The sequence below is a fragment of the Amycolatopsis sp. NPDC043889 genome (genome assembly GCF_056435645.1).
Genome location: NZ_JBWKEC010000050.1, coordinates 13,088 through 39,232, shown reverse-complemented (window position 1 = coordinate 39,232; position 26,145 = coordinate 13,088). Strand labels below are relative to the sequence as shown.

19 protein-coding genes and 2 pseudogenes are annotated in these 26,145 nt (G+C 65.7%); 9 read left to right on the top strand and 12 right to left on the bottom strand.

The features are described from left to right. Nucleotides 1–204, top strand: a 204-nt coding sequence (locus AC0685_RS41725) for an integrase core domain-containing protein (protein WP_478230561.1), incomplete at its 5' end; no start/stop codon positions are given. 13 nt (nt 205–217) lie between these two features. Here the strand turns inward: AC0685_RS41725 and AC0685_RS41720 are convergent. From AC0685_RS41720 to AC0685_RS41710, 3 genes and pseudogenes are all read right to left on the bottom strand, one after another. Continuing rightward, nucleotides 218–956, bottom strand: a pseudogene (locus tag AC0685_RS41720) (IS256 family transposase); the annotation flags it as partial. A 74-nt stretch (nt 957–1,030) separates the two neighbouring features. Beyond that, nucleotides 1,031–2,182, bottom strand: a pseudogene (locus tag AC0685_RS41715) (IS630 family transposase). A 367-nt stretch (nt 2,183–2,549) separates the two neighbouring features. Continuing rightward, nucleotides 2,550–3,308 (bottom strand): TetR/AcrR family transcriptional regulator, encoded by a 759-nt coding sequence (locus tag AC0685_RS41710; RefSeq protein ID WP_478230560.1) that lies wholly within the window; start codon nt 3,306–3,308, stop codon nt 2,550–2,552. Nucleotides 3,309–3,910: 602 nt separating this feature from the next. Here AC0685_RS41710 and AC0685_RS41705 point away from each other — a divergent pair. Next, the gene (locus AC0685_RS41705; protein WP_478230559.1) at nt 3,911–5,782 is read left to right on the top strand and encodes an AfsR/SARP family transcriptional regulator; all 1,872 of its coding nucleotides are present in this window, start codon (nt 3,911–3,913) and stop codon (nt 5,780–5,782) included. Between the two features lie 19 nt (nt 5,783–5,801). On the opposite strand, the gene AC0685_RS41700 is transcribed toward AC0685_RS41705, so the two are convergent. After that, a complete protein-coding gene (locus tag AC0685_RS41700) occupies nt 5,802–7,652 on the bottom strand; it encodes an AfsR/SARP family transcriptional regulator (protein WP_478230562.1) in 1,851 nt (616 codons plus the stop codon). Between the two features lie 433 nt (nt 7,653–8,085). On the opposite strand from AC0685_RS41700, the gene AC0685_RS41695 reads away from it, so the two are divergent. Then, nucleotides 8,086–9,423 carry an FAD-dependent oxidoreductase gene (locus AC0685_RS41695; protein WP_478230558.1) on the top strand — a complete coding sequence of 446 codons (1,338 nt, stop codon included), beginning with the start codon at nt 8,086–8,088 and terminating at the stop codon, nt 9,421–9,423. Nucleotides 9,424–9,442: 19 nt separating this feature from the next. Here AC0685_RS41695 and AC0685_RS41690 read toward each other — a convergent pair whose 3' ends face one another. The 3 genes from AC0685_RS41690 to AC0685_RS41680 are packed head-to-tail and all read right to left on the bottom strand — an operon-like array spanning nt 9,443 to nt 12,217. Continuing rightward, nucleotides 9,443–10,300: an LLM class flavin-dependent oxidoreductase gene (locus tag AC0685_RS41690; protein WP_478230557.1), complete on the bottom strand. Its 858-nt coding sequence runs from the start codon at nt 10,298–10,300 to the stop codon at nt 9,443–9,445. A 4-nt stretch (nt 10,301–10,304) separates the two neighbouring features. Continuing rightward, the gene (locus tag AC0685_RS41685) at nt 10,305–11,321 is read right to left on the bottom strand and encodes a methyltransferase (RefSeq protein WP_478230556.1); all 1,017 of its coding nucleotides are present in this window, start codon (nt 11,319–11,321) and stop codon (nt 10,305–10,307) included. Continuing rightward, on the bottom strand, nt 11,318–12,217 hold the full coding sequence (locus AC0685_RS41680) for an NAD(P)-dependent oxidoreductase (protein WP_478230555.1): 900 nt from the start codon (nt 12,215–12,217) through the stop codon (nt 11,318–11,320). The genes AC0685_RS41685 and AC0685_RS41680 overlap by 4 nt, the downstream gene beginning before the upstream one ends. A 271-nt stretch (nt 12,218–12,488) precedes the next feature. Here AC0685_RS41680 and AC0685_RS41675 point away from each other — a divergent pair, with 271 nt between their 5' ends. Further along, nucleotides 12,489–13,685, top strand: coding sequence for a cytochrome P450 (locus AC0685_RS41675; protein WP_478230554.1), 1,197 nt, complete (start codon nt 12,489–12,491; stop codon nt 13,683–13,685). Nucleotides 13,686–13,716: 31 nt separating this feature from the next. Beyond that, nucleotides 13,717–14,514, top strand: a complete 798-nt coding sequence (locus AC0685_RS41670; protein WP_478230553.1) for an SDR family NAD(P)-dependent oxidoreductase — start codon at nt 13,717–13,719, stop codon at nt 14,512–14,514. Between the two features lie 45 nt (nt 14,515–14,559). Here the strand turns inward: AC0685_RS41670 and AC0685_RS41665 are convergent, their stop codons facing one another. The 5 genes from AC0685_RS41665 to AC0685_RS41645 form a co-directional block, all read right to left on the bottom strand. Beyond that, nucleotides 14,560–15,696: a nucleotide disphospho-sugar-binding domain-containing protein gene (locus tag AC0685_RS41665; RefSeq protein ID WP_478230552.1), complete on the bottom strand. Its 1,137-nt coding sequence runs from the start codon at nt 15,694–15,696 to the stop codon at nt 14,560–14,562. A 4-nt stretch (nt 15,697–15,700) separates the two neighbouring features. Beyond that, nucleotides 15,701–16,765, bottom strand: a complete 1,065-nt coding sequence (locus AC0685_RS41660; protein WP_478230551.1) for a methyltransferase — start codon at nt 16,763–16,765, stop codon at nt 15,701–15,703. A gap of 5 nt (nt 16,766–16,770) precedes the next feature. Continuing rightward, nucleotides 16,771–18,258: an MFS transporter gene (locus AC0685_RS41655; RefSeq protein ID WP_478230550.1), complete on the bottom strand. Its 1,488-nt coding sequence runs from the start codon at nt 18,256–18,258 to the stop codon at nt 16,771–16,773. Between the two features lie 90 nt (nt 18,259–18,348). Continuing rightward, nucleotides 18,349–18,999: a response regulator transcription factor gene (locus AC0685_RS41650; protein WP_340682671.1), complete on the bottom strand. Its 651-nt coding sequence runs from the start codon at nt 18,997–18,999 to the stop codon at nt 18,349–18,351. Then, a complete protein-coding gene (locus AC0685_RS41645) occupies nt 18,996–20,120 on the bottom strand; it encodes a sensor histidine kinase (RefSeq protein WP_478230549.1) in 1,125 nt (374 codons plus the stop codon). Before AC0685_RS41645 ends, AC0685_RS41650 begins: the two co-directional genes overlap by 4 nt. Nucleotides 20,121–20,337: 217 nt before the next feature. Here AC0685_RS41645 and AC0685_RS41640 point away from each other — a divergent pair, with 217 nt between their 5' ends. The 4 genes from AC0685_RS41640 (at nt 20,338) to AC0685_RS41625 (ending at nt 26,046) form a co-directional block, all read left to right on the top strand. Then, nucleotides 20,338–21,588 carry a glycosyltransferase 87 family protein gene (locus AC0685_RS41640; RefSeq protein WP_478230548.1) on the top strand — a complete coding sequence of 417 codons (1,251 nt, stop codon included), beginning with the start codon at nt 20,338–20,340 and terminating at the stop codon, nt 21,586–21,588. A 149-nt stretch (nt 21,589–21,737) separates the two neighbouring features. Beyond that, a complete protein-coding gene (locus AC0685_RS41635) occupies nt 21,738–22,730 on the top strand; it encodes a hypothetical protein (protein ID WP_478230547.1) in 993 nt (330 codons plus the stop codon). Further along, on the top strand, nt 22,730–23,518 hold the full coding sequence (locus tag AC0685_RS41630; protein ID WP_478230546.1) for an ABC transporter ATP-binding protein: 789 nt from the start codon (nt 22,730–22,732) through the stop codon (nt 23,516–23,518). Before AC0685_RS41635 ends, AC0685_RS41630 begins: the two co-directional genes overlap by 1 nt. A gap of 2 nt (nt 23,519–23,520) precedes the next feature. Beyond that, nucleotides 23,521–26,046 (top strand): FtsX-like permease family protein, encoded by a 2,526-nt coding sequence (locus tag AC0685_RS41625; RefSeq protein WP_478230545.1) that lies wholly within the window; start codon nt 23,521–23,523, stop codon nt 26,044–26,046. Nucleotides 26,047–26,145 lie beyond the last annotated feature (99 nt).

Here is a 26,145-nt window from a genome sequence, read left to right as displayed (position 1 = left end):
AACGCCCTCGCCGAATCGGTAAACGCAAGCATCAAGAACGAACTCGTACACCGCACCATATTTCCCACCCGAGAACAGGCCCGTCAAGCTATTGTTAAATATATCGAAGGCTTCTACAATCAGCGACGTCTTCACTCAGGACTCGACTACAAGACACCCCACGAAGTCCACACCGAGTACCTGAAGCACGACGTCGCAGCATGAGAAACCACTAAGCGACTGTCCGGAAGACGCGGGGCAGCTCAAAGCCTTTCAGCCCGTCACAGACCACGAAGAACACATCACCCAGCCCACGGCTCTTCAGATCCACCAACACTTGCATCCAAAACTTCGCGCCCTCGCCACCCTGGCCAGCCCACAGCCCGAGCACATCCCGGCGACCTTCCAGCGTGACACCGATCGCCGCGTAGATCGGCCGGTTCGCGACCTGACCATCCCGGATCTTCACATGCACCGCGTCAATGAACACCGCCGCATACACCGAATCCAACGGCCGCGACTGCCACTCGGCCATCTCCCCGATAACCTGATCGGTAATCCGGGACACCGTCTCCTTCGACACCGACGCCTCATAGATCTCGGTAAAGTGCGCCGAGATCTCGCCCGTCGTCAAACCCTTCGCATACAACGACAACACGATCTCATCCACACTCCCCAGCCGACGCTGCCGCTTTCTCACGACCACCGGCTCGAAACTCGAATCCCGATCCCGCGGCACCGCGATCTCCACCTCGCCCACCGCATCCGAGACCACCGTTTTCGACCGCGTGCCATTGCGCACGTTCGCGCTGGCACGGCCCGGCTCGGCCTGGTGCTTCTCGTGACCGAGATGCTCGGTCATCTCCGCGTTCAACGCCGCCTCGAGAACCGTCCTAGTCAGCTGCTTGAGCAGCCCGTCCGGGCCGGTCAACGCCCAGCCCCTGCGCCTGAGCCTGCGCGACCATCGAGGCCGCCAGCTCCTCCTGCGCCGACCGCGGCTTCGCCGCCTTCTTCTAACCCGTCGACCGTGACGTCACAACGTCCAGTGTCATCACACACCGTGCCCATCCCGCCGAGCCCACGCCCGGCATGTCGGGCCGGAAACACCGTTACTGGGACAGTCCCCGGAAATTCGCTGGCAATATCGTGCGAGTGAGTCGATGATCTCTTCGGCGGTCTTCTTCCACACGAACGGCTTCGGGTTCTGGTTCCAGTCTTTGATCCACTCGCGGATGTCTTTCTCCAGTGCCGCAACACTTTTGTGAAAGCCACGCCGGATCAGCTGATCGGCGAGGAACCCGAACCAGCGCTCGACCTGGTTGATCCAGCTCGATCCTGTGGGGGTGAAGTGCATGTGGAACCGGGGATGCTTGGCGAGCCACGCTTTGATCGCCGGGGTCTTGTGGGTGCCGTAGTTGTCGCAGATCAGGTGGATGTCGAGATCGGCGGGGACGGTTTTGTCGATCGTGGTCAGGAACTTCTTGAACTCGGCGGCTCGATGCTTGCGGTGCAGTTCGCTGATCACGGTGCCATCCGCGATGTTGAACGCCGCGAACAGGCTGGTGATGCCGTGGCGGGCGTAGTCGTGGCTGCGTCGCTCGGGCATGCCCGGCATCACCGGCAGCACTGGCTGGGAGCGGTCCAGCGCTTGGACCTGGCTCTTTTCGTCGGCGCACAGCACCACCGCCCGTTCCGGCGGGTTGTGATGGAGCCCGACGACATCGATGACCTTGTCCACGAACAACGGGTCGGTGGACAGCTTGAAGGTGTCGGCCTGGTGAGGTTTGAGCCCGAAGTCCCGCCAGATCCGGCCAATCGTCGATTTCGACAGCCCGGACCGCTCGACCATCGACGTGCGCGACCAGTGAGTGGCGTTGCGGGGAGTCTGTTCCAGGGTTGTCACGATCACCTCCTCGACCTGGTCGAGCGCGATCGACCGCGGCCGGCCGGGCCGGTCTTCGTCGACCAGCCCGTCCAATCGCTGCGCGACGAAACGGGCCCGCCACTTACCCGCCGTCATCCGGTTGACCCCGAGCCGATCCGCGACCTCCACATTGGACAAGCCATCCGCGCACGCCAGCACAATGCGACACCGCAACGCCAGCGCCTGCGCCGACTTCGCCCACCGCGCCTACCGCAGCAACGTCTCACGCTCGTCATCGCTGAGGATCAACTCGACCTTGGACCGTCCACGACCCGCCATCGCCACATCCAATTAGATAGCGAATTTCCGGCGCATGACACTAAGCCTCGTGCATCCGCGGGCGCCAGTTCGCCCTCCGCCTCAGCGCCGAACGCCGGTTCGCCTGGAACGTCCCATCCCACGCGAGGACGTGCGGCGCGGGAGACGAAGCGAATCGGTAAAGGGCAGCGGCGAAGGTCGGCCTCCCGGTCCCGACTGGAGAACTCGCCTGTGCATGGACGGCCTCGCCGACGCCGGACTGAACCCCGGCCCGACCGAGATCCGCCGCTGCCTCGACCCGGTACATCTGCCACGCGCACGGTCACCCCGTCGCTCGCGGGCGCCGTAGGCTGCATTTGAACGCTCACGAGGTCTGCGTGCTACATCCCTACGTGTTCGGCGGCCGGTCCGACTTCTGGAGGTTCAGGTATTCGACCAGCTTGGCGAGTTGGTCGGCGTAGCGCTCGACGAACTCAGGGGACTCCGGATCGATCTCTAATAGCCCCTCGATGATGCGCGGCAACGTCACGGGTGCCATCGCGGCGGCCATCACCATTACCGTCAGGCACCCCGAATCGACCCAATCCGGCAACTTCCCGGACTCCCGCAGCTGGGTAACGTACTCCACCGTCCCACCCAAACGCCTCATCCAGGACGTATGGCCTGGGTCGCTCTGCGGGCCGTCGTACTCCAACCCTGACCAAACCAGCAGCCGCATGTCATCTCGACTGGAAAGGGCCTCCAGTACGTAGCGGTGCAACTGCTCCGACAACGGCGCCCCCGGCGGCATCAACTCACTCTGTCGCCGGCCTAATCTCTCCGACATCGCCTGATACAGGCCCTCTTTACCCCCGAAGTAATACGAAATCAGCTGCTGGTTAACACCGGCACGTGCCGAAATCGCAGCGATCCGCGCACCCGCGTACCCGTGCACCGCGAACTCCACCACAGCCGCATCCAGGATCGACCGGCGCGTGCGGTCCGCATCCCGCCGCCGCTCTTGTGGCTTCGGCGACCGGCGAGGCTTTGAATCGGTCACAACCGCGACTATACATGCGCAAAAAGCCTTGCCAAATCGATCGGCGAAATAGACCAGAAGGTTGACACAGTCGGTCATTGCTCCGTCGACCACGGCCAGAAACGCCACTGGCCTCGCACCGCTCATCCACGACATGCCGACGCACTCCGAACCACGAACGATCCCCCGAACACACCGCCGTCCAGGTAACAGCCGTGAGAAGAAGCGCCTTCGCTCCGCCGGCGCACATGCGAGTATATGCGCACACAACCCGTCCTTGGCCGCCTTCGCGAGAGGGCATAGTGACAGAAGAACACGAACGAGACCGAATGCCGACCTTAATCAGAATTCACGAATTCACCGAGTGGCGTCAGCCGTACGGACAACCCGCGCGTCCGACAGTCCACAGCCGGACGTGCCGCGCTGTCACAGAACCATAACCTCACGTAAACATCGATGACAGACGGGCGAAGCTGCGGATTCGACTACGCGACGGCTGCGTCACCAGGGAAAACATTGTGATCAACGCACGTACCACGCTTTTCCGGATCCGCCAATCACTGAGGAAACCGAAGACCGGCCACACCTTATCGACTTCCTTGACACAGTGATCCTTTCCACTATATTATCCAGCCACGGCATGATATGCGTGGAACACGAAAACTGCTACCCTTTATCGTGCCACTGGGGAGGATCAGTCGGTGGATTTACATTGTAAAATTCTGGGTTCTTTGGCGGTCGAAATCAATGGGCAAGATGTCACGCCGAGCGCACCAAAAATGCGAAGAATTCTGGCGCTTCTGATACTTCGACGAAGCACGCCGGTCAACATGGGTGATCTCGTTCTCGAACTCTGGGGTAACCATCCTCCACCCAGCGCGCGCACGACGGTCCACACATATATACACAAACTTCGCTGTCGACTTTTCCCTGCACATCTGTCGAAGCACGGTTTCGCGTTGCACACCAAACAGCAGAGCTATTTCCTCGAGATGCCACCACAGTGTCTCGATCTGCACCGGTTCGAGCACTTGGTCCAGCGCGGAGAAAGCGCGCTGGAGCGCGGCGAACCACGTCTGGCCGTGGAATCGCTACGTGAGGCCCTGAGCTTGTGGCGAGAACCGATGATGAGCGCCATGGAGACCGGCCCCCTGCTGGCCGCGCATGTCACCGGCCTCGAGGAGAGCAGGCTCCGCGCCCTTGAACTCCGCATCGGAGCGGACCTGCAGCTGGGCCGGCACCGGGAACTGCTGAGCGAGCTGAAGGAACTCGTGATCACCCATCCACGCAGCGAAGTGTTTCACGGCCACCTGATGCTCGCACTGCACCGCTGCCATCGGCGTGATGAGGCTTTGGAGGTCTACCAGCGATTTCGTCGCGAAATGGTCGAGGAGATGGGTCTCGAGCCCTCCCAGCTTCTGCAACATGCGCATCAGGCCGTGCTGGCGGGCGAACCGTTGCCCGATGCCACGCCCCTGAAAGCACAGGTCACCACCGCGACCGAGCGCCCCGCGCAACTGCCTGGTGACAGTGCGGACTTCATTGGCCGCGGTGGCCTGGTGGAGGACGCTGTCATGTGGCTGACTTCGGCTGGGCTCGCGGACGTCGCACCGAGGGTGCTGTCGGTGCATGGGATGCCGGGAGTCGGCAAGACCGCCTTCGCGGTACGCGTCGCGCAACGTGTGCGATCGCGGTTCGAGGGAGGGCAGTTCTACGCATGCTTGGGTACGAGTGGCGACGGAGCGAGAGATCCGGCGGACGTACTGAACGGCTTTCTCATGGCCGCCGGTTTTCCCGCGGAGCGACTACCTGCCGATCGTGAAGACAAGGCAGCACTCTTTCGCACTTGGACTTCGATGAAGCGGGTACTCGTCGTGCTCGACGACGTCGGTTCCGCGGAGCAGGTACGGCCACTGATGCCCGCGGGGCCGCGTTGTGCGGTAGTAGTCACCACCCGGCGTGGCATCCACCCGGCGGCGGGATCCCGCTTGGTCTGTCTCGATCCACTCGAGCCGACCGAGAGTACCGGGCTGCTGTCCGCGATGATCGGCACGGAACGGATCGCAGGCGAACGCGAGCAGGTGGACCGGATAGTCCAGCTGTGCGGCGGACTGCCTCTGGCCGTTCGCGCGGTCGGTGCCCAGCTCCGTTCCGTGTCCGGATGGCCCATCGGAACCGTGCTCCACCAGCTCGAAAACGGTGCACGCCGGCTCGACGCGTTGTCCTTCCACGATCTGGACGTGCGCGGGCGGATAGCCGGCAGTTACCACGTCATACCGAGACCGGCACAACTCGCGCTCCAGAAGTTCGCCACCCTCGGTAAGACCACGTTGACCCAAGCCGAGGCGACCTCACTGCTCGGCTACGACCGGCTGGAGAGCGGCAGGATTCTGCTCACCCTCGTCGATCACGGACTTCTCCGGATATCCGGAGAAGCGGATTCGACGGTGAGCTACGAGCTTCATCCACTTATCCGCTGCTACGCCGAAGAAATCGTCGCCGACCGGACTCAGCGGCATCCGGTGATTCGGCGGCACCGGCCGCGATTCTGTGCTCGCCGGCCCCGAACCATCATGCGGTCGCGGCGACGTCGGCCCGGCTGAGTGCCGGGCCGACGTCGGTTCAGGCCATCAGGCAGAGTTCCTCCCGCGGGCTCAGCCTACGGCCGATCGCACGTAGGCTGGGAAGGAAACGGTACTGGGTATGACCGATCCGCTCGTCGAACGCCGTCACGTCGATAAGCCACAGTTCGGCCAGATCCTCCAGCAACGACTCGGCATATTGCTCGTCCACCTCCAGCATCCTGGCCGCGAGAGCCACCGAGACGCTTGGGTTATCGAGCTTCGCCAGCTTGCGAAAGGCGTCCTGCGCGCCCGGACGAGCCAGCGAGTAGCTCCGTTCGACGCTGGCCCGCAGGCCGAGGATGTCGGTATCGACCGAAGGGTCGTCGATCGCGGTACTGAGCCGATGGACCGATCTGGCGATCGCCCAGTGCTGCCGGACCTGCAACTGGCCGGCGGCCCAATGCAGTGCCAGCGGGAGCCCATCGCACAGCTTCACCAGTTCCCTGGCCGCCTGATCATTTTTGGCAACCCGGTCACTGCCGAGAACTCCGGTCAGCAGCTGAATTCCTTCAGGCTCGGTGAGCGGAAGCAGTTCGACGGTCATACTCGTCGCCGCGACGAAAAGACGGCGCCGACTGGTCACGAGTACTCCACATTCCGCGCTCGACGGAAGCAACGGCAGCAACTGCTCGGCACTGACCGCGTCGTCCAGCGCGAGAAGAACCCGGTGTTCCGTGGTCCAGGTACGGAACATCCTGCTGCGCTCGTCCGTCGACGCCGGGATCCGTTCGTCGGTCACCCCGGCCGCGCGCAAGAAGCCGGCGAGCACCTCACCCGGTTCGACCGGGCTCCCGTCGTCGTCGAGCAGCTTGGCGTAGAACTGCCCATCCGGGTACCTGTCCACGACTTGATGCGCGACGTGGTTGCACAGCGCCGTCTTGCCGACCCCGGGAGGACCGACGATGACAACCACCGTCGCCGCCCGGCCACGACCAGTGCACAACGCCTCGAGAGCCGCTGTGCTCTCGGCTCGCCTGCCGATGAGAACCGTACCGTCGGGTGGGAGCTGCCGTGGTGGTCTCGACCGGCGAGTGACAACCGTGCCCGGGCCGGGCGTCGGCGATGACAGGCTCTGATCCGCACTCAGTACGGCCCGCTGCAAACGTTGCAGTGAATCGGTGGGATCCAAGCCGAGTTCGGTTGCCAAAGCGTCCCTGGTGCGGTGGTACACGTGGAGCGCCTCGGCCTGTCTTCCCGCTCGATAGAGAGCCAGCATCAGTTTCGCCTGGAACCCCTCGTGGGTGGGATACTGCGCCCCCAGCATGGTGAGCTCACCGAGCAGCTCGTTGTGCTTGCCCAGCTGGAGATCCACCTCGATCCGCTGTTCAAGGACGCCTTTGCGGAGTTCTTCCAGGCGTCGTGTCTCCGCATCCAGGACCGGTCCCGTGCTGACGTCGGCGAGCGCAGGACCACGCCACAGCCGTAGCGCTTCCTCCAGCGTCTTGGACGCGGTCTCGACCGTCCCCGATTCCAGTTCACCTCGGCTGCGCTTCGCCAGTTGCTCGAACAAGCGCGAGTCAAGCGAATTCGACGGCAGCGCGAGGACATAGCCATTGGCCAGCGTGTGCAACGCGGCGCCGTCGGCACCGGCCGGCCGGGACGAGCGCACGCCTTCGGCCGGTGACAGTTGTAGCAACTTACGCAGTTGGTAGATGTAGGTTTGCAATGTCGTGGCGGCGCTCGCTGTCGGCCTGTCCTCCCAGAGCTCGTCGATGATCTGATTGGTCCGGACGAGATTGTTGGCCTGTAGTGCCAGAAGACTGAACATCCGCCGAAGTTTCGGCGCGGACGGAGTGATCACCACTCCCTCGCGGAAGACTTCGAGCGGGCCCAGCAGATTGACCTCCATCGTCAGCACGCTCCCCCAGTTGTCAGTGACTCGATGGCCCGCACTCGAAGCACGGATACCGATTCTTTCAAGCGTCCTTGTGAGTCCCTTCAATCTATCGGGCGGTACGACTCCCGCCCTTGAAGATCGGTGGTGGCTTACTAAAGCGATCCTGATGCGGTTAACAGCCCACCAAAGCCGCGTTCAAAGCTGCCGCCGACCATGGCAGGCGACGCGTTGACCTGGACTTATCGGCCTGACGACACAGACCGCGACGACTCTTCAGGAGTCAGCCGGAGCCGCTCTGTGCAAGCAAGGGTCATCCGATCGATGTAGCCAGGTTCTCGCGCCACAAGACTTTCTGTAGTGAATCGGGCGACCGAAGGCCGATGTCAGTACCTGGAGACGCGCCTAGCGTTGACGGCACGAGACACGTCGGAGGAGGGGAATCGTTGTGTCGTCAGCCCGCACACCACGAATAGCGGTCGTCGGTTCTGGGCCCGCGGGGGTGTTCACCGCGGAGGCCCTGCTGAAATCGGACTACAGTCCGGCTGTCGATGTGTTCGATCGCCTGCCCACTCCGTACGGCCTGGTCCGGTACGGTGTGGCGCCCGACCATCCGAGGATCAAATCGGTGAGCACCGTTCTGCGGCGAGTGCTGGAAAATCCCGCCGTCCGGTTCTTCGGCAACGTGACGTTCGGCCTGGACATCGGCCTCGACGACCTGCTCGCCCACTACGAGGCCGTGATCTTCGCGACCGGAGCCCCCGGGCATCGCGAACTCGGAGTCCCCGGTGAGGACCTGCGTGGCAGCTGGCCGGCCGGCGAGTTCGTCTCTTGGTACAACGGCCATCCGGACGCGCTCAACGACTTTCCCCTGCATGCGAGGAAGGTCGCCGTACTCGGAGCGGGCAACGTCGCGCTGGACGTGACCAGACTGCTGGTGAAAGATCCCCGCGAGCTGGTGGATACCGACGTACCGGACCACGTCCTCGACGGATTGCGGTGCAGCAGCGTCGCCGACGTGTACCTGGTGGCCAGGCGCGGGCCCGCCCAGGCCAAGTTCACCACCGTCGAACTCAGGGAACTCGGCCTGTTGCGCGGGGTCGACGTTCTGGTGCGGTCCGAGGACTTGCGCTTGGACGAGGCGGACGAGCAACTACTCGAAGCCAACAGGCAGACGCGAGCCAACGTCGACCTCCTGCGGGAGTGGGCGCGACGCCCCATGACCGACGCCACCCGGCGGATCCATCTGGTGTTCTGGCGGAGCGCGGCGGCGATCGAAGGTGACAGCGAGGTGCGCGAACTTCGCTTGTCCCGTACCCGGCCGGGTGAACACGGCCCTGGCGAGGTGCTTCCGGTCCAGAGTGTCCTCCGTGCCGTGGGCTATCGAGCCGACCCGTTGCCAGGGCTGCCTTTCGAATCACGAACCGGAACCCTGCCTCACCGCAAGGGACGGATTGTCGATGGCGGCGCACGGCCGGTCGCCGGGTGCTACGTGGCGGGTTGGCTCAAGCGCGGCCCGACCGGCGTGATCGGCACCAACAAGGCGGATGCGGCGGAGACGGCGCGCAGCGTTGTCGAGGACCTCGCGGAAGGAACCCGCGCCCGGTCGTCGGACCCGAACTCCGTGCCGCGACTGTTACGCCGCCGTGGCACGGAGTTCGTGACCTGGTCGGACTGGCTACGCCTGGACTGTTACGAGATCAACCGGGGTCAGGCACAGGGCCGGGACCGCAGCAAGGTGTCGGATCTCGATGCCATGCTGGCCATCAGCAGACGAGGTCTTTGAGTGGTACGGCGTAAGACCTTCAGTGCACCGCTCCGTCGAGCAGTTCAAGCTGGGACAGTTCGGCCGAGCACGGCATGAGGATCAGTTCGGTACAGCCCGCGTCGGCGTAGGCCGCCACGGCTTCGCGCACTCGCACCGGATCCGTGAGCACGCCCTTGGTGATCCGGTCGGTCGCCCTCTCCCCGAGAAACGCGTAGTACTCGCCGACGTAACGCCGGGCCAGTTCTGTGCCTTGACGGCCGAGCGCGAAGTAAGCCAGCGCCAGCAGCCGTGGCTGATCCAGCCGTCCTTCGGCGGCCCAGCCGCGCCGGGCGCGCTCGGCAAGCTCCCGGTATCCGCTGGCCGAGCTGCCGCCGGAGATCCAGCCCTGCCCATAGCGCGCGGCTCGCCGGATCGCGATGTCGGTATGCCCGCCGAAGATCAAGGGCGGGCTCCCTCGATACGGCGACGGGCCGATGCGGCCGTCGGGCTCCGCGCCCGACCAGATGGAAACCATTCGCTCCACCGCGCTGTCGAGAGTGCGGCCTCGCCGCGCGTAGGGCAGGTCAGCGGCGATGAAGTCGTCCTCCCGGCCTCCGGCGGCGAGACCGGCCACCAAGCGCCCCTCACTGATTCGGTCGAGGGTGGCGAGCTGCTTCGCGAGCAGTGCCGGGTTGCCTCGATACGGCGCGAGCAGGACCGTCGCGGCAAGGCGTATACGCCGCGTGACACCGGCCGAGGCGGCCAAGGCGATCAACGATTCGCAGTTGCCGTACACGAGCCGGTCCAGCGTAGCCAGTGAGCTGAACTCAGCCTGGTCTGCATACCGTGCCCAGTCCAAGAGCTGATCGCCCACCACGCCGCATACCGCCGCGGGGAGGCCGACTCCGATCTCCACTCGATCATCCCGCCTTGTGACCGATCACGACGGTGTCGTTCTCGCCGAGCGGAGCGACCTCTGTCGAGCCGAAGCCGGCTTCCGTGAGCCATCCCTGGTACTCCGACGGCGGGTACTCCGCTCCACCCGGCGTGGTCAGCATCATGTCGAGGCTGATGATCAGGTTGGTCAGATCGGTGCCTTCCTCGTCCACCATCCGGTCGTACACGACGAGCTTGCCGCCGGGCCGTACCGCGTCGAACGCCTTACGCACCAATGCCCTGCATTCATCCGGTGACCAGTCGTGGAGGACGTGGCCGATGACCACCACGTCGGCGGACGGGATCGGATCGGTGAAGAAGTCACCCGCCTGGAAGGTGGTCTTCTCCTCGAGACCGAGCGCGCGCATGTGCTCGTCGAACGGTGTCCGCATCTCCGGCAGATCGAACACGGTGCCCGAGAGATGTGGATGCGCCTTGATCAGCCCACCCGTGAGATTGCCGCGCGCGCCCCCGACGTCCACCATCGAACGGTAGGCGGTCCATTCGATGGCCCTGGCCAGTTCAGGCACGATCAAGGTGGTGAGCGCGTCCATCATGCCGAGGAAGCTGCGAAGCCGGTTCGGCTCCTTGATCATCTCCATGTAGTCGGCTTCGGCTGTGGGCTTTCCGGTCCGCAACATCTCCCCGAAGCGGCCCCACGCCGGATAAAGCATGTGATTGGCCCGTTCGAGAAAGCCACCGATGTACCCGTCGCCGGTCCGCACCAGATGGCGCCCGGCCAGTGCACTGTTGCGGTATCGCCCGTCGTTCTTCTCGAGAAGGTCGAGCGCGGCCAGCACATTGAGGAAATCGGGCGTTCCCCGCGGGTGCAGGTCCAGCTTCACCCGCAGTTCCTCCGCGGTCATCTCGTCATCGCCGAGTACGGTGAACAAACTCAATTCGAGTGCGGTCAGGAGACATTTGGCGGTGCAAAAGGCGGTACCGAGTTCGAAGACGGCGCTCGGGCCTGCGGCGTCGACACTCGATGCTGATGTGGTCATTGCTGGTGTTCCTCCTTGACTCGGGGGATCGTGTCTTCATGTGCCGCCAGGACCACGGCCGCGTCCTTGTCACCGTCGCCGGCCGCGACGACGCCGGCATAGCGATGGGCGAGAGCGTCCGCCAGCGGGAGGGCCAATCCTGCGTCCTGTGCCTCCGTCAGCAGGAGCCGGACGTCCTTCTCCATCAACCGTGCCCGGAACGCGGCGGGTTCGTAGCGTCCGGTACGCATGAATTCGGCCCGGAAAGCCAGGACCGGCGATCGGACGCCGCTGTTCAGCACGGCGTCCAACAGCGTCTTGCGGTCCAGCCCGGCGACGGCGGCGAACGAGACCGCCTCGGCCAAGGCGACCGTCTGCGCGCCGAGTATCAGGTTGAAGGCCAGTTTGAGCGCACTGGCCTGACCGGACCGTCCAAGGTGTACAAAGCCGTCGCGGCTCAAGGTATTCAGCACCTCGCGAGCGGACTCGACGTCGTCGTGCTCCCCCGCGGTGAAGACCCGCAGGCCGCCGGACCGGGCCATCCCGGGGTTGCCGATCACACTGGCCTCCACCCGCCGTATCCCCGCGTCCGCCAGCCGCCGCGCGGCCTGGCGGGCATATCCCGGCGATACCGCGGACGTGTCGATCACCAGGGTTCCTCGCCGCAGGGCGGGAAGCAATTTGCCGAAAAGCACCTCGTCGACCGCGGCCTCGTCACTCAGGCTGAGCAAGATCAGCCCCGTCTCGGCGACGGCTTCGATCGATTCAGCGAGCACCGCTCCAGCGGCGACCAGCGGCGCCGCCTTCTCGGTCGTACGGTTGCAGACCGTCAACGCGAAACCGCCTTCGAGTAGCCGGTGCGCCATCGCGGCCCCCATGTTGCCCAGTCCGATGACGGCGATCCCCGTGGGCTTCATGACCGAATCCGCCCGCGGCGGGGAAATGCCACGGAGCGCTGGGTATTTCGTCGGGATCCCTGTCTGCTGAGGACCTTTGACATCGAATGCCTCCGTCCGTCGATCCGGTGCGGCCTCGGAACGAAGGTTCGCGGTCCGTGCTCCAAACGCGCTGGTGCGCCGTTGAACCCCGACCGATCGGTCATGCCCAGCGAGTTTCCATCGGCGCTACAACGCATGCGCGCACCGTGGTGCTTCGCCGTCTGTCGCGGATCCCGATGAGGAGAACGCCATGCCTGCCGAGCCAGCACCGTCCTTTCCGTTCCGTGCGGACGATCCGGTACTTCCACCGGCCGAGTACCGGAAACTCCAGGTCGAACGGCCGGTCTGCCGGGTGACGCTGCCGACCGGTGACCTCGCCTGGCTGTTGCTCCGCCACGAAGACGTGCGAGACGTCCTCGCTGACACCAGGTTCAGCCGGGAGGCGATCACCGCACCCGGCGCACCACGGATCCTGCCGATCGCTCGCGGTTCACGGTCGATCTTCGTGATGGATCCGCCGGAGCACAGCAGGCTGCGCAAACTGGTTTCGAAGGCGTTCAGCCCCCGGCGGATCGAAGCGCTGCGCCCTCGGATCGAGGATCTCACGCGCGGATGTCTCGACACGATGGCCGAATCGGGGCCGCCTGCCGACCTGATCACCTGCCTCGCCCAGCCGCTCCCGATCACGGTGATCTGCGAAATGCTGGGGGTCCCCTTGGCCGACGTCGACCAGTTCCGGGCGTGGACCGACATCATGCTCGGCTTCACACCCGATCGGCAGGCCGAAGTACTGGCCGCGAAAGACAGTCTCTCCGCATACTTGACGGAGCTGATCAAGGACAAACGGCGGACCCCGACCGATGACCTCCTGATGGTGCTGATCTCCGCGCAAGACGAGGGAGATCGGCTCAGCGAGGAAGAACTGGTGGCGTTCGGCTACACGCTGCTCGGCGCCGGGTACCACGCGACGACCGCGAGCATCGTGCATGCCTTGTTGACCTTGTTGCGGAATCCGGCGCGGCTCGACGATCTGCGCCGCGATCGCGGCCTTCTTCCCGGTGCGGTGGAAGAGTTGCTACGCCTTTCCCAGGCAGGCGGCGGCATCGGAGCGCTGCGGATCGCAACGGAGGACGTGAAGATCGGTGACGTGGTGATCCGGGCGGGGGAAGCCGTCCTGCCCTCGATCAACGCCGCGAACCGCGACGACTCGGTATTCCCCGAACCCGACGAGGTGCGGCTGTCCCGCCCCCGAAACCCCCATGTCGCCTTCGGACACGGCATTCACCATTGTCTCGGCGCCCAGCTGGGCAGGATCGAACTGGAGGTCGCACTCGGTTCGCTGCTGGCGCGTTTCCCGGACCTTCGCCTCGCGGTCGCGGAAGACGAACTCGACTGGAGCGTCGGGCTGGCGTTCAGCAGGCCGGACGAGCTCCCGCTCGCCTGGTGAAGTCCACAACAGACGGTAAGGGGGAGCACGAATGGATCTCGGGCTCGCAGGCAGGTCGGTCCTCATCACCGGCGGCAGTGGTGGTCTCGGCGGAACGATGGCGCAGGTCTTCGCTGCCGAAGGAGCGCGCGTGGCGCTTACCTATCACCGCAACAAGAATGCCGCGTCAGCGGTTGTCGAGACGGTCGAGAAGGGCGGCGGGCAAGCCTTGGCCTTGCCGTACGACCTCGGTGACGAAGAGTCGATCCGATCGGCGACCGACGCCGTGACCTCCGCCTGGGGCGGTATCGATGTCCTGGTCGTCAACGCGTCGCCGGCTCGAGGGCCGGATGAACACCGCGGCCCTTTCGAGACGGTGCCGGCCGAGCAATGGCGAGCGCAGCTGCGCGAAGAGGTCGAAGGCGCTTTCCATACCGTCCAGGCGGTACTGCCGGGTATGAAGGCCCGTGGCTGGGGCCGGATCGTGCTGATGTCCGCCAGCATCGTCAACCGCGGGATGCGCGGCGAGGAGGCATACGTGGCGAGTAAAGCGGCACTGCATGGGCTGAACCGGACGTTGGCCACCGAGCTGGTGGGTCACGGCATTCTCAGTAACGCCGTGGCGCCCGGGCCGACCGTGACGGCCAATCTGCTGCCGAAGGTGCCCCCGGAGATCCGGGCCACTTTGGCCGGGCTGAGCCCGGCGGAGATCCAGAGTGTGCTCAACGAGCGGATCCCGCACCTGCGGTTCGGTCTACCCGAGGACGTGGCGAACGTGGTGGCGTTCTTGGGTTCCGACGCGAACCGCCACGTGACCGGCAGTGTGGTCAACGTCGCGGGCGGCCATTGACGACGGAGGCCGTGTGGCGGTGTCGCCGTCACACGGCCTCCGTCGTCATTCGCGCTCGGCGGCCAGCTTCTCCAGCACGTGTACCACGTCCGCGGGTGGCGGCCGGAGCCGCGACTCGGTGGCGAGCGCCGCAGCCGCTTCACGGTGACCTGACTCCGCGAGCAGCACGGCGACCGCCTCACGGACCGACTCCGGCTCGGCGTCCTCCTTCGCGATGACCCGCCCGGCGCCGGTAGCGGCCAGTTGCCTCCCGTGCAGCGCGTGGTCGGGCAATTGCGGAATCACCAGCTGGGGTACACCGTGGGTCATCGCGGTGAGCGTCGTCCCGGCGCCGCCGTGATGCAGCACCAGATCGCAGGACGGCAGCACCAGGTCCAGTGGTACTCCGGTCAGGACCCGCACGTCGTCGGGTAGCCCGGTGAGGAACTCCATGTGCTCCTCGGCGATCGCGACGACGACCTCGGCGTCCAGGACAGCCACGGCTTTCGCCATCCGCTCCGCGAGCATTCGCCGCGATTCGAGCTTGGCCATCGTCGTTCCCCACGTCACACAGACCCTCGGTCTCGATCCCCTGTCCGGTATCGAGGACGGAACCGTGCCGGCACCGTTGTACGGGACATAACGGATCTCCTGTGGACGGTATCCGGTGGAGACCTGTAGCCGCGGTGGGCAGGGATCAACGGTCAGCCCGCCGTGGACGTCCACTTCCGGGAGGCCGAGCCGTTCGGCGAGTGGGCCGATCGCGTCCGGCAGGAAGCCGGCCGCCCGCTCCAGAAGATCTACGCCGTAGAGCATGCGCACCGCGGGCACGCCGATGGCGGCGGCCGCGAGCGGACCGGCCCAGGTGGTCAGCTCGTAGACGATCACGTCCGGCCGCCATCGTTTGGCTTGCCCGACCAGATCGTCCACCATCGCATCGGCCAGCTCGACCAGCATGTCCAACGCTCGAGGCCTGCCCTGTGGCCGGCCGCCCGGCCGCAGCACGTATTCGCGGACGAATCCCGGCACGTCGACGTCGCGTCCGACCGAAACCGCGTCCAGACCCGCTTGGCGGATCACCGGCATCAAGCCGGGCTGGCTCGCGACTCGCACCTGATGCCCGGCCGCGCGGCAGGCCCAGGCGAGCGGGACCATGGGAAAGAGATGGGACTGCCAAGCCCAGGTGCAGAACAAGATCCGCATTCGCTCACTCCCCGACGATCGCTTCGATCAGGCGAAGCGGCGTTCCGGTCTCGGTGACTCCCCGGTACCGCAGTCCGGCCCGTTCGAACAGCTCGGCGTACTCGTGTGCGGTCCGTTCCCTGCCGTCCATGACCAGCAGCATGTGCAGGTCCATCAGAGCGTCCCAGGGGTTGGCGGGCGGATCGGAGATCAGCTGCTCCAGCAGGATGACCCGGCTGCCCGGTTCGGCTGCCTTCGCCACGTTGCTCAACGCCCGCACACACCTCTCGTCCTCCCACATGTGCAGTACCTGACGGAACAGATAGACGTCGGCCTTCGGCACCGTCACCAGGCAGTCCCCCGCCTCGAGGTCGCATCGGTCCGCGAGCGCGCCGGTACTCAGCACCGGATCCGCGTGCTCGATGGTGTGCGCCCGATCGAAAAGAATTCCGCGCAGGGCGGAGTTCGCCTCCAACAGCGCGCGCAACAACGAGCCGTGTCCGCCGCCCACGTCGACCACCGTGTGGGTCTCGGAGAGGTCCAGTGCGCCGACCAGCGCGGGGTGCATGGCGACGGACTGCGCGGCGTAACCGCGCAAAGTGGCCGCGCCTGCCTCGTTGTCATCCTCTGCGAAGTAGCTGAAGAGGTCCTTGCCGTAAGTGGCCCGGAACGCGCATTCGCCGGTGCGAACGCTTTCGTCGAGCTTCGCCCACATCTGCCAGCCCCAGTACGAGCCGGTCAGCATCACGTCCCCGATTCGCACCGGCGCGTCGGAGCGCATGGCCCTGGACGCCTCCGTGTGTTCGTAGCGCCCGGGCCCGAGCTGGCGATAGACACCGTAGGCGGAAAGCGCGCGCATCAGCCTCGACAAGGCGCCCGGATCCGCACCGATCTCGTCCGCCAGCCGATCGACGTGCACCGGCTCGTCGCCGACGAAGTCCGCGATCCGGAGCTTCGCCGCGGCCTGGATCACGCCGCTCGCCCACATGCCCCAGGCCAGCTCCATCACATTCTGGACAGCCGGCGGGCCGAGCACCGGAGCACCGTCGAAGGCTGTCGTCCGCACGGTCTTCAGGTCAACGTCACGCATGATCATCACCTCGGAATCGATCGTCGGATTCCGCCGTCCTTCGCGGACGGCGGACGGTCGTCGGCCGCGGTGGCGGGCACCCCACCCGGCGGGAGCAGGAAACTCATCACGAAACTGGCGAAGAACAACGCCACGCAGACCCAGAGGCAGGCCTCGATCGCCTGCCGGTGATCCCCGGTGCCGGTGAGCGAACCGAAGAAGACCGTGCCGAGCACCGCGATGCTGATCGCCGAACCGACCTGCAGAGCTGTGGTCATCAGCCCGGACGCCGCACCGGCGTCCTGGACGGGGACCTTGCTCAGCACGATGTTCACCAGCGTCGCGCTGACCATGGCCATGCCTGTCCCGAGGACGATCGCGCCAGGCACGAGCGCCCACGGGGTCAACGCCGGCCCCAGGACATGGATCGGGTAGATCACGCCGACCACCCCGGCGATCTTGACCAGTGCCGCGATCGACACCACTCGCCTGCCCAGTCGCGGGGCCAGCCGGATGGACAGCATCGAGCCCGCGATGATGCCCAGCGAGGAGGGGAACAGCGTGAGCCCGGTACGCCAGGACGAATAGCCGAGACCTTGTTGCAGGTAAAGCGAAAACACGAAGGTGTGGCCTGTACCCGCGAAGAAGATCAACGCGAGCGGAAGCCCCGCGCGCAGGCTGCGATGACGTGACATCCGTGCCGGGATGAGCGGTGTCCCCCCGCTGCGTTCGCGGAATCGCTGATGCCACAAGAAGAACAGAAAAATCGGCATCACCGCGGCGAACGAAAGAAATGTCCACAGTGGCCACCCGGTCTCGTGACCTTGTACCAGCGGGTACATCACCGCCACCAGTGCCGCCGTCACCAGCAGCACGCCGACCAGGTCCAGTTTCGGTGCCGTGCCGGATCGCGATTCCGGCATGAGCCGCAGCGCGCCGAGCAGGGCGGCGGCCCCCACCGGAAGATTGATCAGGAAGACCGCACGCCAGCCGAGCCCGGCGATATCGGCCTGGATCAACAGGCCACCGAGCACCGGGCCGGTCATCCCGCCCAATGCCAGCGATATCCCGTACATCGCCAAGGCCCGCGGCCGTTCCGGTGAAGGGAACTCGACCTGGATGAAGCTGAGCACCTGCGGGATCATCATCGCGGCCGCGGCCCCTTGCAGGACACGGGAAACAACCAGCGTTTCCGGGTTCCTCGCCAGGCCGCACAACACCGAGGTGAGCAGAAAGACAGCCATCCCAGCGACAAAGGTCCGCTTCCGGCCGTAGATGTCCCCGACCCGGCCACCGGTGATCAGCAGGACAGCGAACGCCAGGGTGTAACCGGCGGAGGTCCATTGCAGCGTGGCCGGGCCCGCTCCGAGGTCCTCTTCGAACGCCGGCAAGGCGACCGTGACGATGGTCGCGTCGAGCAGATCCATGTAGCAGGCGAGCAACGCGGGAACCAAGGCCGCCCAGCGTCGCGGATGGTGGATCCTAGGGGTGGTACGAAGGTCCAAGGGAGTCATCGGCCGACTTTCCTGAGGCGTCAGCGTGCTGACCGATGCTCAGGGGACGGCCTGGGATCGTGCTGGAACCTCGGTGGACCACCCTCGTCTTCAGCCGGCCAGACCCGCACGGTGTGCGAGGATCGCGGCCTGCACCCGGTTGGTCAGCTTCAGCTTGCTCAGGATGCGGCTGACGTGGGTTTTGACGGTCGCCTCGCTGAGATACAGCCTGTTCGCGACGTCGGCGTTGGCCAGCCCCTCCGCCAGTGCGACGAGAACCTCGCGTTCCTTGTCGGTCAGCACGTCCAACTGTTCCAGCGCCTTCGCCTGACGGGACGGCTCACGTTCGGTGAAGGTGTGCAGCAGTCGGCGAGTGATGCTCGGTGCGAGCATGGCATCGCCGGCGGCGACCGCCCGGATCGCGGTGATCATGTCGTCGCCCGCGGAGTCCTTGAGCAGAAAGCCGACGGCGCCGTTGCGGAGTGCGGTCTGCACGTACTCGTCGAGATCGAACGTGGTGAGGACGATGACCCTCGGCGGCCGTGGCAAGGACTGCAGGCGTGCTGTCGCGGCGAGACCGTCGGACTCCGGCATCCGGATGTCGACCAGCGCGACGTCCGGCTGGTGCCGTTCGGCCTCTTCGACGGCCGATATCCCGTCGGACGCCTCGGCCACCACCGACATGTCACCCGCCGCCTCCAGGATGGTGCGCAGCATGGAGCGCACCATCCATTCGTCGTCGACGACCATCACCCGGATCATGAGCCGGTTCCCGTCGATGGAAGCGGAATGACCGCCTCGACCTCGTACCCGCCGTTGAGGGTCGCCCCGCAACTGAGCGTGCCGCCGATCAGCCTGATCCGTTCTTGCAGGCCGATGATCCCGAAGCCCCCACCAGGGAGAGAGTCCGGAGCAGGCGACGATGGCGGTCTCTGATTGGTGATGATCAGCCGGAACTCCTCCGGACCGTGGATCATGCGGATGCGTGTATCGGCGTTTCTCGCATGCTTGTGCACGTTGGTCAGTGCCTCCTGGGCGACACGGTAGCTTGCCTGTTCGACGATCGAAGGCAGGGGGCGAACCTCTCCGACGGTCTCCACGTCGACCTGGACCCCCGCTGCCCGGGACTGGGCGGCGAGCCCGGCGATGTCCTCGATACGGGGCTGGGGCGACAGTGGCGCGTCACCGACCCGCAACACCTCGAGAACCTGGCGGAGTTCGCTGAGCGCGTCCCGGCCGATGGACCGGATCTTCTTGGTCAGCTGGAGCCTTTCCCGATCCCCCGAGACCTCCGCGGTCGCGGCGTGCAACACGATAAGGCTCACCCGGTGCGCGACCACATCGTGCATGTCGCGGGCGATGCGGGTGCGCTCCTCGGCACGAGCCTGTTCGGCGAGCAGATCGCGTTCGCGTTCGAGCCGGGAAGCGCGTTCGAGCAGGTTGCCGACCAGCTTCCGATGGGTGAAGCTCCACAACCCGAGCAGCGTGGGTGCGAGGCACAGCGCCGTACTGATCGGAACACTCGCGTCGAAACCGCCAAGGCGCCAGAACGGGAATCCGACCGTCACCAGTGCGATCGCGGTGATGACGGCCATCATTCGTCGTGACGTCTCGAAAGCCGCCAACGCGTACAGGCCGAAGACCACACCGGCGATCGCCGAGAGCATCGTCCAGCTCGCCAGGCTCACGATCACCAGGAAGACCGGCTTGCGCCTGCGCACCATCGCCGCGGCGCCCGTCAGCAGGGCGAGCGGGATCGAGGCGATCAGCCGGTTGTCACTGCCGAGGAGAGGAAACCCGAAGTCGGGGGCGAACTGCTGTGGCCCCGACCAGACGAAGGTGCCGATCACGCACGCCAGTGCCACCGCCGAATCGATGATCACGTGACGTCGTTCCGATGGTTTCCACGCCCACCACCGTGGGGTGGAGCTCGGCGAGGTCATTCTCGAAGTCTAGAGGAATGATCAAGTGGGGCCGGAGCATACTGCCCGCTCTCACCTGATCGGTCGCCCTCTGGAGTCAGCTCCCAGTGTTCCGAGATCCCCCAGGAAGACGCTGCGCTGACCCGGCGGCGGTGCGAAGAATCGATCAGGAGGGGACATGTCCGAGGGAGCGCCAGTGGATCCTGCCGGAACGGCGAGGAATCCCACGCTTTGGCAGGCGGGCGTGGTCATCGCGCTGGCCGCGCTGACGATGACCGCCCTGGCCGTCCCGGTGTTGCGGGGAGCACCGCTCTGGATGGCCGACTTCCAGGTTTATCACGAGGTCGCACGAGCGGTATTCGACGGCGTTCCGCTCTACGAGCTGCAAGTCGATACCGCGGCTTTGACAGGAGTCGCGTTCACCTATCCCCCTTTCGCCGCGGTGATGTTCACACCCTTGTCGTGGCTGCCTGCAGGCTTGGGGGAGGTTCTCTGGACGTACACCTGCTTACTCAGTCTCGGTGTGCTTCTTTGGGTTTCGCTCGGTCTCGCGGGGGTCAAAGCGCGAAATCGACGGCTCCGGCTGGTGGCGCTGGGAATGGTCGTCGCGCCGCTGCTCACGCCGGTTCTGATGAATCTCATGCTGGGACAGGTCAACATCTTCATCGTTCTTCTCGTACTACTCGACTTCTCGCCGCTGATGCCCGCGAGGTGGCGGGGTCTGCTGATCGGAATCGCCGCCGGGGTGAAACTCACCCCTTTGATCTTCGTGGGCTATCTGCTGTGCACCGGACGGCGGATGAGCGCCTTACGCGCCACGGCTGCCTTCGCTGGTACGATCGCCGTCGGATTTCTCGTCCTGCCCCGGGAATCAGGCGCGTACTGGCTACAGGGCCTGATACTGGACACCGGCAGGGTGACCGATATCAGCGCAGTGGTGAATCAGTCGTTGCCCGGCCTTTTCGCGCGGTTGGCCGGTACCACCACGGCACCTGGCTGGTGGTTGCCGGTCTGCCTGGTGGTCGTCCTGCTCGGCCTGCTCGCCGCGAGGTGGGCTCATGGCCTTGGCCACGACCTGGCAGGCGTGCTGGTGGCGGCGTTCACCGGACTGGCGGTCGCGCCGATCTCGTGGCCCCATCACGCGATTTGGATCGTGCCTGTGCTGGCGTGGCTCTCGGTGGTCACCTGGCGTACGAAGTCCACGGTGCCGAAGTTGCTCTTGGCAGCGGCGACCCTCTGGTGGCTGGTGCCCGTTTACTGGCTGTTGGCACCCGACAAGGCCACTCCTGATCTGACCCCCGGTGACCATTTGCTGCTCGCGCTGACGGGCTATCTAGCGGTGACCGCGCTCGCGGTGGCACTGCTGCCTGTATGGCTCCCCCGCGTTCGAACTGCGTCGTCCGACCCAAGGATCAATCGATCGATGTAGGCGACGGCGGTACTCGAACTACTTCCGGCCCATAGGTGAAATCACTTCGTGCGACGCGGACACCGCCGCCCCGCTCCTAGATTCGAATCCACAGGCCAACGGACCACGAGACGACTTACGCCTGGGACGAGAACGGAGAGGTGACCAGCATGGACCCCGCGAACAGGACGAGCGCCGATGTCCCGGCACGGCCGGCGATCGCTCCAAGCGGGCCGGGACTGACCACCCGGCAGACGCGAGCGCAGTGGGCGTTCGCCGTGTTCTCGGTCCTCAACGCCGTGGTGATCTTCCCCGGCGAGAACGCCATCCTCCCGCTCATCCAGAGCCTGGGATTCGCGGGCTATCTCCTCGCCGCCGGGATCACGGCCTATTGCGCACTGCGCTCCAGGACCTCGCGGGCGCGCGGAATCTCTATCGTGTTCCACCTGCTGTTCGTCCCTGTGCAGTTCCTTTTCAGCTTCCCCGGCCCGCTTCCGCTCGCCGGGATGGTGTTCTCCGCGGTGATCCTCGGCCTGCTGCGGCCGACTTTTCCGAGGTTGTCACCCGGAAAACGGAAACTCTGGGTGATGCTGCATGTCGGGCTGTCGGTGAGCTGGCTCGGTATCGCGGTGTCCATGGTGGTTCTCAGCACCGTGGGCTACACCACGGAAAACGCCGGATTGCGCCATGGCGCCTACGAATTGATGCACGTCTTCGATCTGTTCATCGTCATTCCGACGATGATGCTGTCCATTATCACCGGCCTGGTGGTCTCCCTGGGCAGTAAATGGGGCCTCGTCAAACACTGGTGGGTGCTGCTCAAGCTCGTGATCGCGCTGGGCATTCCGGCGGTCGCCATCGTGGAAAGCCAGTGGGTCCAGGAACTCGCCGAACGAACCCTCGACCCGGCCGCCGAACCCGGCGCCACAGGACTGACGCTGATGATCTGCATGATCGTCTTCTCCGCCGCGTTGTGGACGGCGACCTACCTGTCCGTCTTCAAACCCGGCGGCAAGACCCGATGGGGGAAAAAGGACATCGAACGCGAACGCGCCATACGGGCGGGCCGGTCGGCGGCCCCGACCGCAGAACGAGCAGCAGGTCAGCGTGTCGGCGGTCCGGAGTACGACGCTGCCGAGCACTATCGAGGAGGAAAGAACTGATGGGGGAACCGAAACCGCCTGCCGCACGAGCCCGCGCGCTCGTGAAGGTCTACGGCCAGGCGAGCGCGAGCGTGACCGCGCTCGACAACGTGAGCCTGGACATCCAGGCTGGGAGATTCACCGCGATCATGGGGCCCTCGGGCTCTGGCAAGTCCACGTTGATGCATTGCCTCGCCGGCCTGGACACCCCTACCAGCGGCCAGGTCTTCGTGGGCGACACCGAGCTGACCGGTCTCGACGACGATCGGCTCACGGTGCTGCGCCGCACAGAACTGGGGTTTATCTTCCAGGCCTTCAACCTGGTGCCCACCCTGTCGGCGCGCGAGAACATCGTGTTGCCTTTGACGATCGCGGGACGGAAACCGGATCCCGGTCACTTCGCCGATCTCGTCACGGCCTTCGGGCTCGCCGAACGGCTCGATCACCGGCCTGGGCAGCTTTCCGGCGGCCAGCAACAGCGGGTCGCCTGTGCGCGCGCGCTGATCACCCGGCCGAAGGTGATCTTCGCAGACGAACCCACCGGAAATCTGGATTCCCGCAGCAGCGGGCAGATCCTGCGATTCCTGCGGAGCGCGGTCGACGAGTTCGGGCAGACCGTCGTGATGGTCACGCATGATCCGCTTGCCGCCGCCTATGCCGATCTAGTCGTCTTCCTCGCCGACGGTGTGTTGCTGGATCGGCTGGAGGCACCGACGGCCGAGCGTGTCCACGCGCGGATGCTCCAGTTCGATCACGGCGCCGGGGCGGGTGCCGTGTCGTCGGCCGCACGGACCATCAGGGCGTTCTGATCATGTGGCGAACCGTATTGGCGACGTTGCGGGGAAACTGGTCCCGCCTGGTACTCACCTTCATCACCGTGCTCTTGGGTGCGACCTTCGTGTCGGGCGCACTGGTCGTGAGCACGAGCCTGTCCGAGGGGCAGCAACCGTTGAGGGACGGTTTGGACGCCTTGGTCACGCCACTGGGCCGTGGTGTGGGCGAAGACGAGGCGCAGCTCAGCCAAGGTGGGCAGAACCGGGTACTGCTCGACGAGGGCCAGCGCGCGACACTGGCCGGGCTTCCCGGCGTCGCCGCCGCGACCGGGGTCGTGGAGGGTTACGCCGCGGTAGCGGGCGCGGACGGCAAGGTACTGGTGTCCCAAGGCTTCGAAGTCAGGATGACCGGGAGCAACTGGACCGGGACGGACCGGATGTCGCTGGTCACCGGCCGTGCCCCGGCCGGGCCGACCGAGGTGGTTCTCGCGGAGTCCGTCGCCACCGATGGCGGTATCGCCGTCGGTGATACGACGACCGTGCTCTACGGCGGCGGGAAGCTCCAAGCCGCGGTGGTGGGCGTCTACGACTACCAGCCCCATGGCCGGGAAGCCGGCTCCTCCCCCACCGTGGCGTTCGACACCGCGACGGCGCAGCGGTTGTTGCTGCGCCCAGGGAGCTTCACCAGCGTGGAGGTCACCGCGACGCCCGGAACACCGGAAAGCTCGCTGACGATGGCCGTCTCGGCGGCCATGCCCGCCGGTTTCGCCACCGTCGACCGGGCCGAACTCAACGCCACACTGCGCGCGGCGACTTCGGAGATCACCTCGGCGCTGTCCGCCACCGTGCTGGCCTTCACCGGGATCGCACTGGTCGTCGGGATCACGTTGATCGTGAACACCTTCTCGATGCTGGTGGCTCGTCGCGGGCGTGAGCTGGCGCTGCTGCGGGCGGTCGGCGCGACCCGTCGGCAGGTCCGGCGATCGGTGCTCCTGGAAGCCGCCGTGGTGGGAGTACTCGGTTCGATGACCGGCCTGGTCATCGGCAGCCTGCTGGCCCTTCCGGTGGTGACATACGCGGCGGAGCTGAACCCCGCCTTGGACGGCGGCGTGGTGATCGGCCTACCCGCGGCACTGGGGACGCTCCTGGTCGGGACGGGTACCACGGTGGTGGCGGCCTGGCTGCCGGCGCGTCGTGCGGCGTCGGTACCTCCGGTCGCGGCGCTGGGCGGTGAACAGCTCGAGGAGGAAAAAGGCTCTCGGTGGCTGCTGCGGTCCGGGCTCGCGATGGTGAGCCTTTCACTTCTCCTGCTGATCGTCGCCGCGGTCGGCGAGGGCACCGCGAGCCGGGCGTCCGGCATGCTCGGGGCGCTCGGGCTGTTGCTGAGCGCGGTGATCTGTGCCCGCTGGCTGAGCGGACCGGTCATCGGCCTGCTCAGCAAGCCACTGCGACGCGGGACGCTCGGCGGGATGGCGGTCCGCAACACTTTGCGCAGTCCCCGGCGGACGGCCGCGACAGCGACGGCCTTGACGATCGGCGTGGCCATCGCCATCGGCATCACCATCTTCTCCACGACCATCTCGACGATCAGCGAACGCGATCTCGGTGGCGCCTTCGTCGGCAGGACCGTCGTCACCAACGTCGCCGGCGGTCAGATCGGCGAGGACACCCGGCGGCTGGTGGAGGCGGTGCCGTCCGTGACCGCGGTCAGCACGTTGCGCACCGACCAGGTTCTCCTCGACGGCAAGGAAACTCGCGCAGGCAGCACCGACGTCTCCGCGCTCGGTCGCACCGTCGACGTGAAACTCGAGCAAGGCGGCACCGCGGATCTGACGCGGGGTGTGTTCGTCGCCAAGCCGGTCGCCGAAGAGCGGGGCTGGTCGCTGGGACGGCAGGTCACACTGACGTCGCCCGGCGGTGGCAGCACTCCGGTCGAGATCACCGGGATCTTCACCGAAGCGACCGTCCTGGGCCAGGTCGTGTTGCCACCCGCGCTCGCCGACGTGCATTTTCGGCCGGGCGATGGCAACCCCATGGTGGTGGCGACCGCGCCGGGCACCGACGGCGCCGCTGTGGAAGAAGCCTTGCGACAAGCACTCGCCGCCCGCTCCGATCTCGCCGTCATGAGCGCACCGGAGTACGTGCGCAGCCGTATCAGCGAGGTGGACGTGTACCTCGGTGCCGTTACCGGACTGCTGGGACTGTCCGTGTTGATCGCCTTCCTGGGCATCATCAACACCTTGTCGCTCTCGGTACTGGAGCGTGGACGGGAACTGGGCCTGCTCCGCGCGACCGGGATGACCCGGCGGCAGATCCGCGGGCTCATCCGGGTCGAATCCGTGCTGATCGCCGCGCTGGGCGGGTTGATCGGAGTGGTGGTCGGCGTCGTACTCGGCGCGATGATGCAGAACTTCATCTTGTCGCGAGGAGTCTTCGACCTCGTGGTGCCACCTACGATTCTGCTGGCACTGGTCGGGATCTCGCTGGGTGGCTTGCTGGCCGCCGCGTGGCCGGCCCGCCGGGCGGCACGGGTGAACGTGATACGCGCGATCACCGTCGACTGACGGTGCGTCCGGACGAGTTCGCATCGCGAACCGAAATCAGTTGAGGAGCGGTCCTGTGACCTATGTGATTACCAGTCCGTGCACCGACGTCAAAGACCG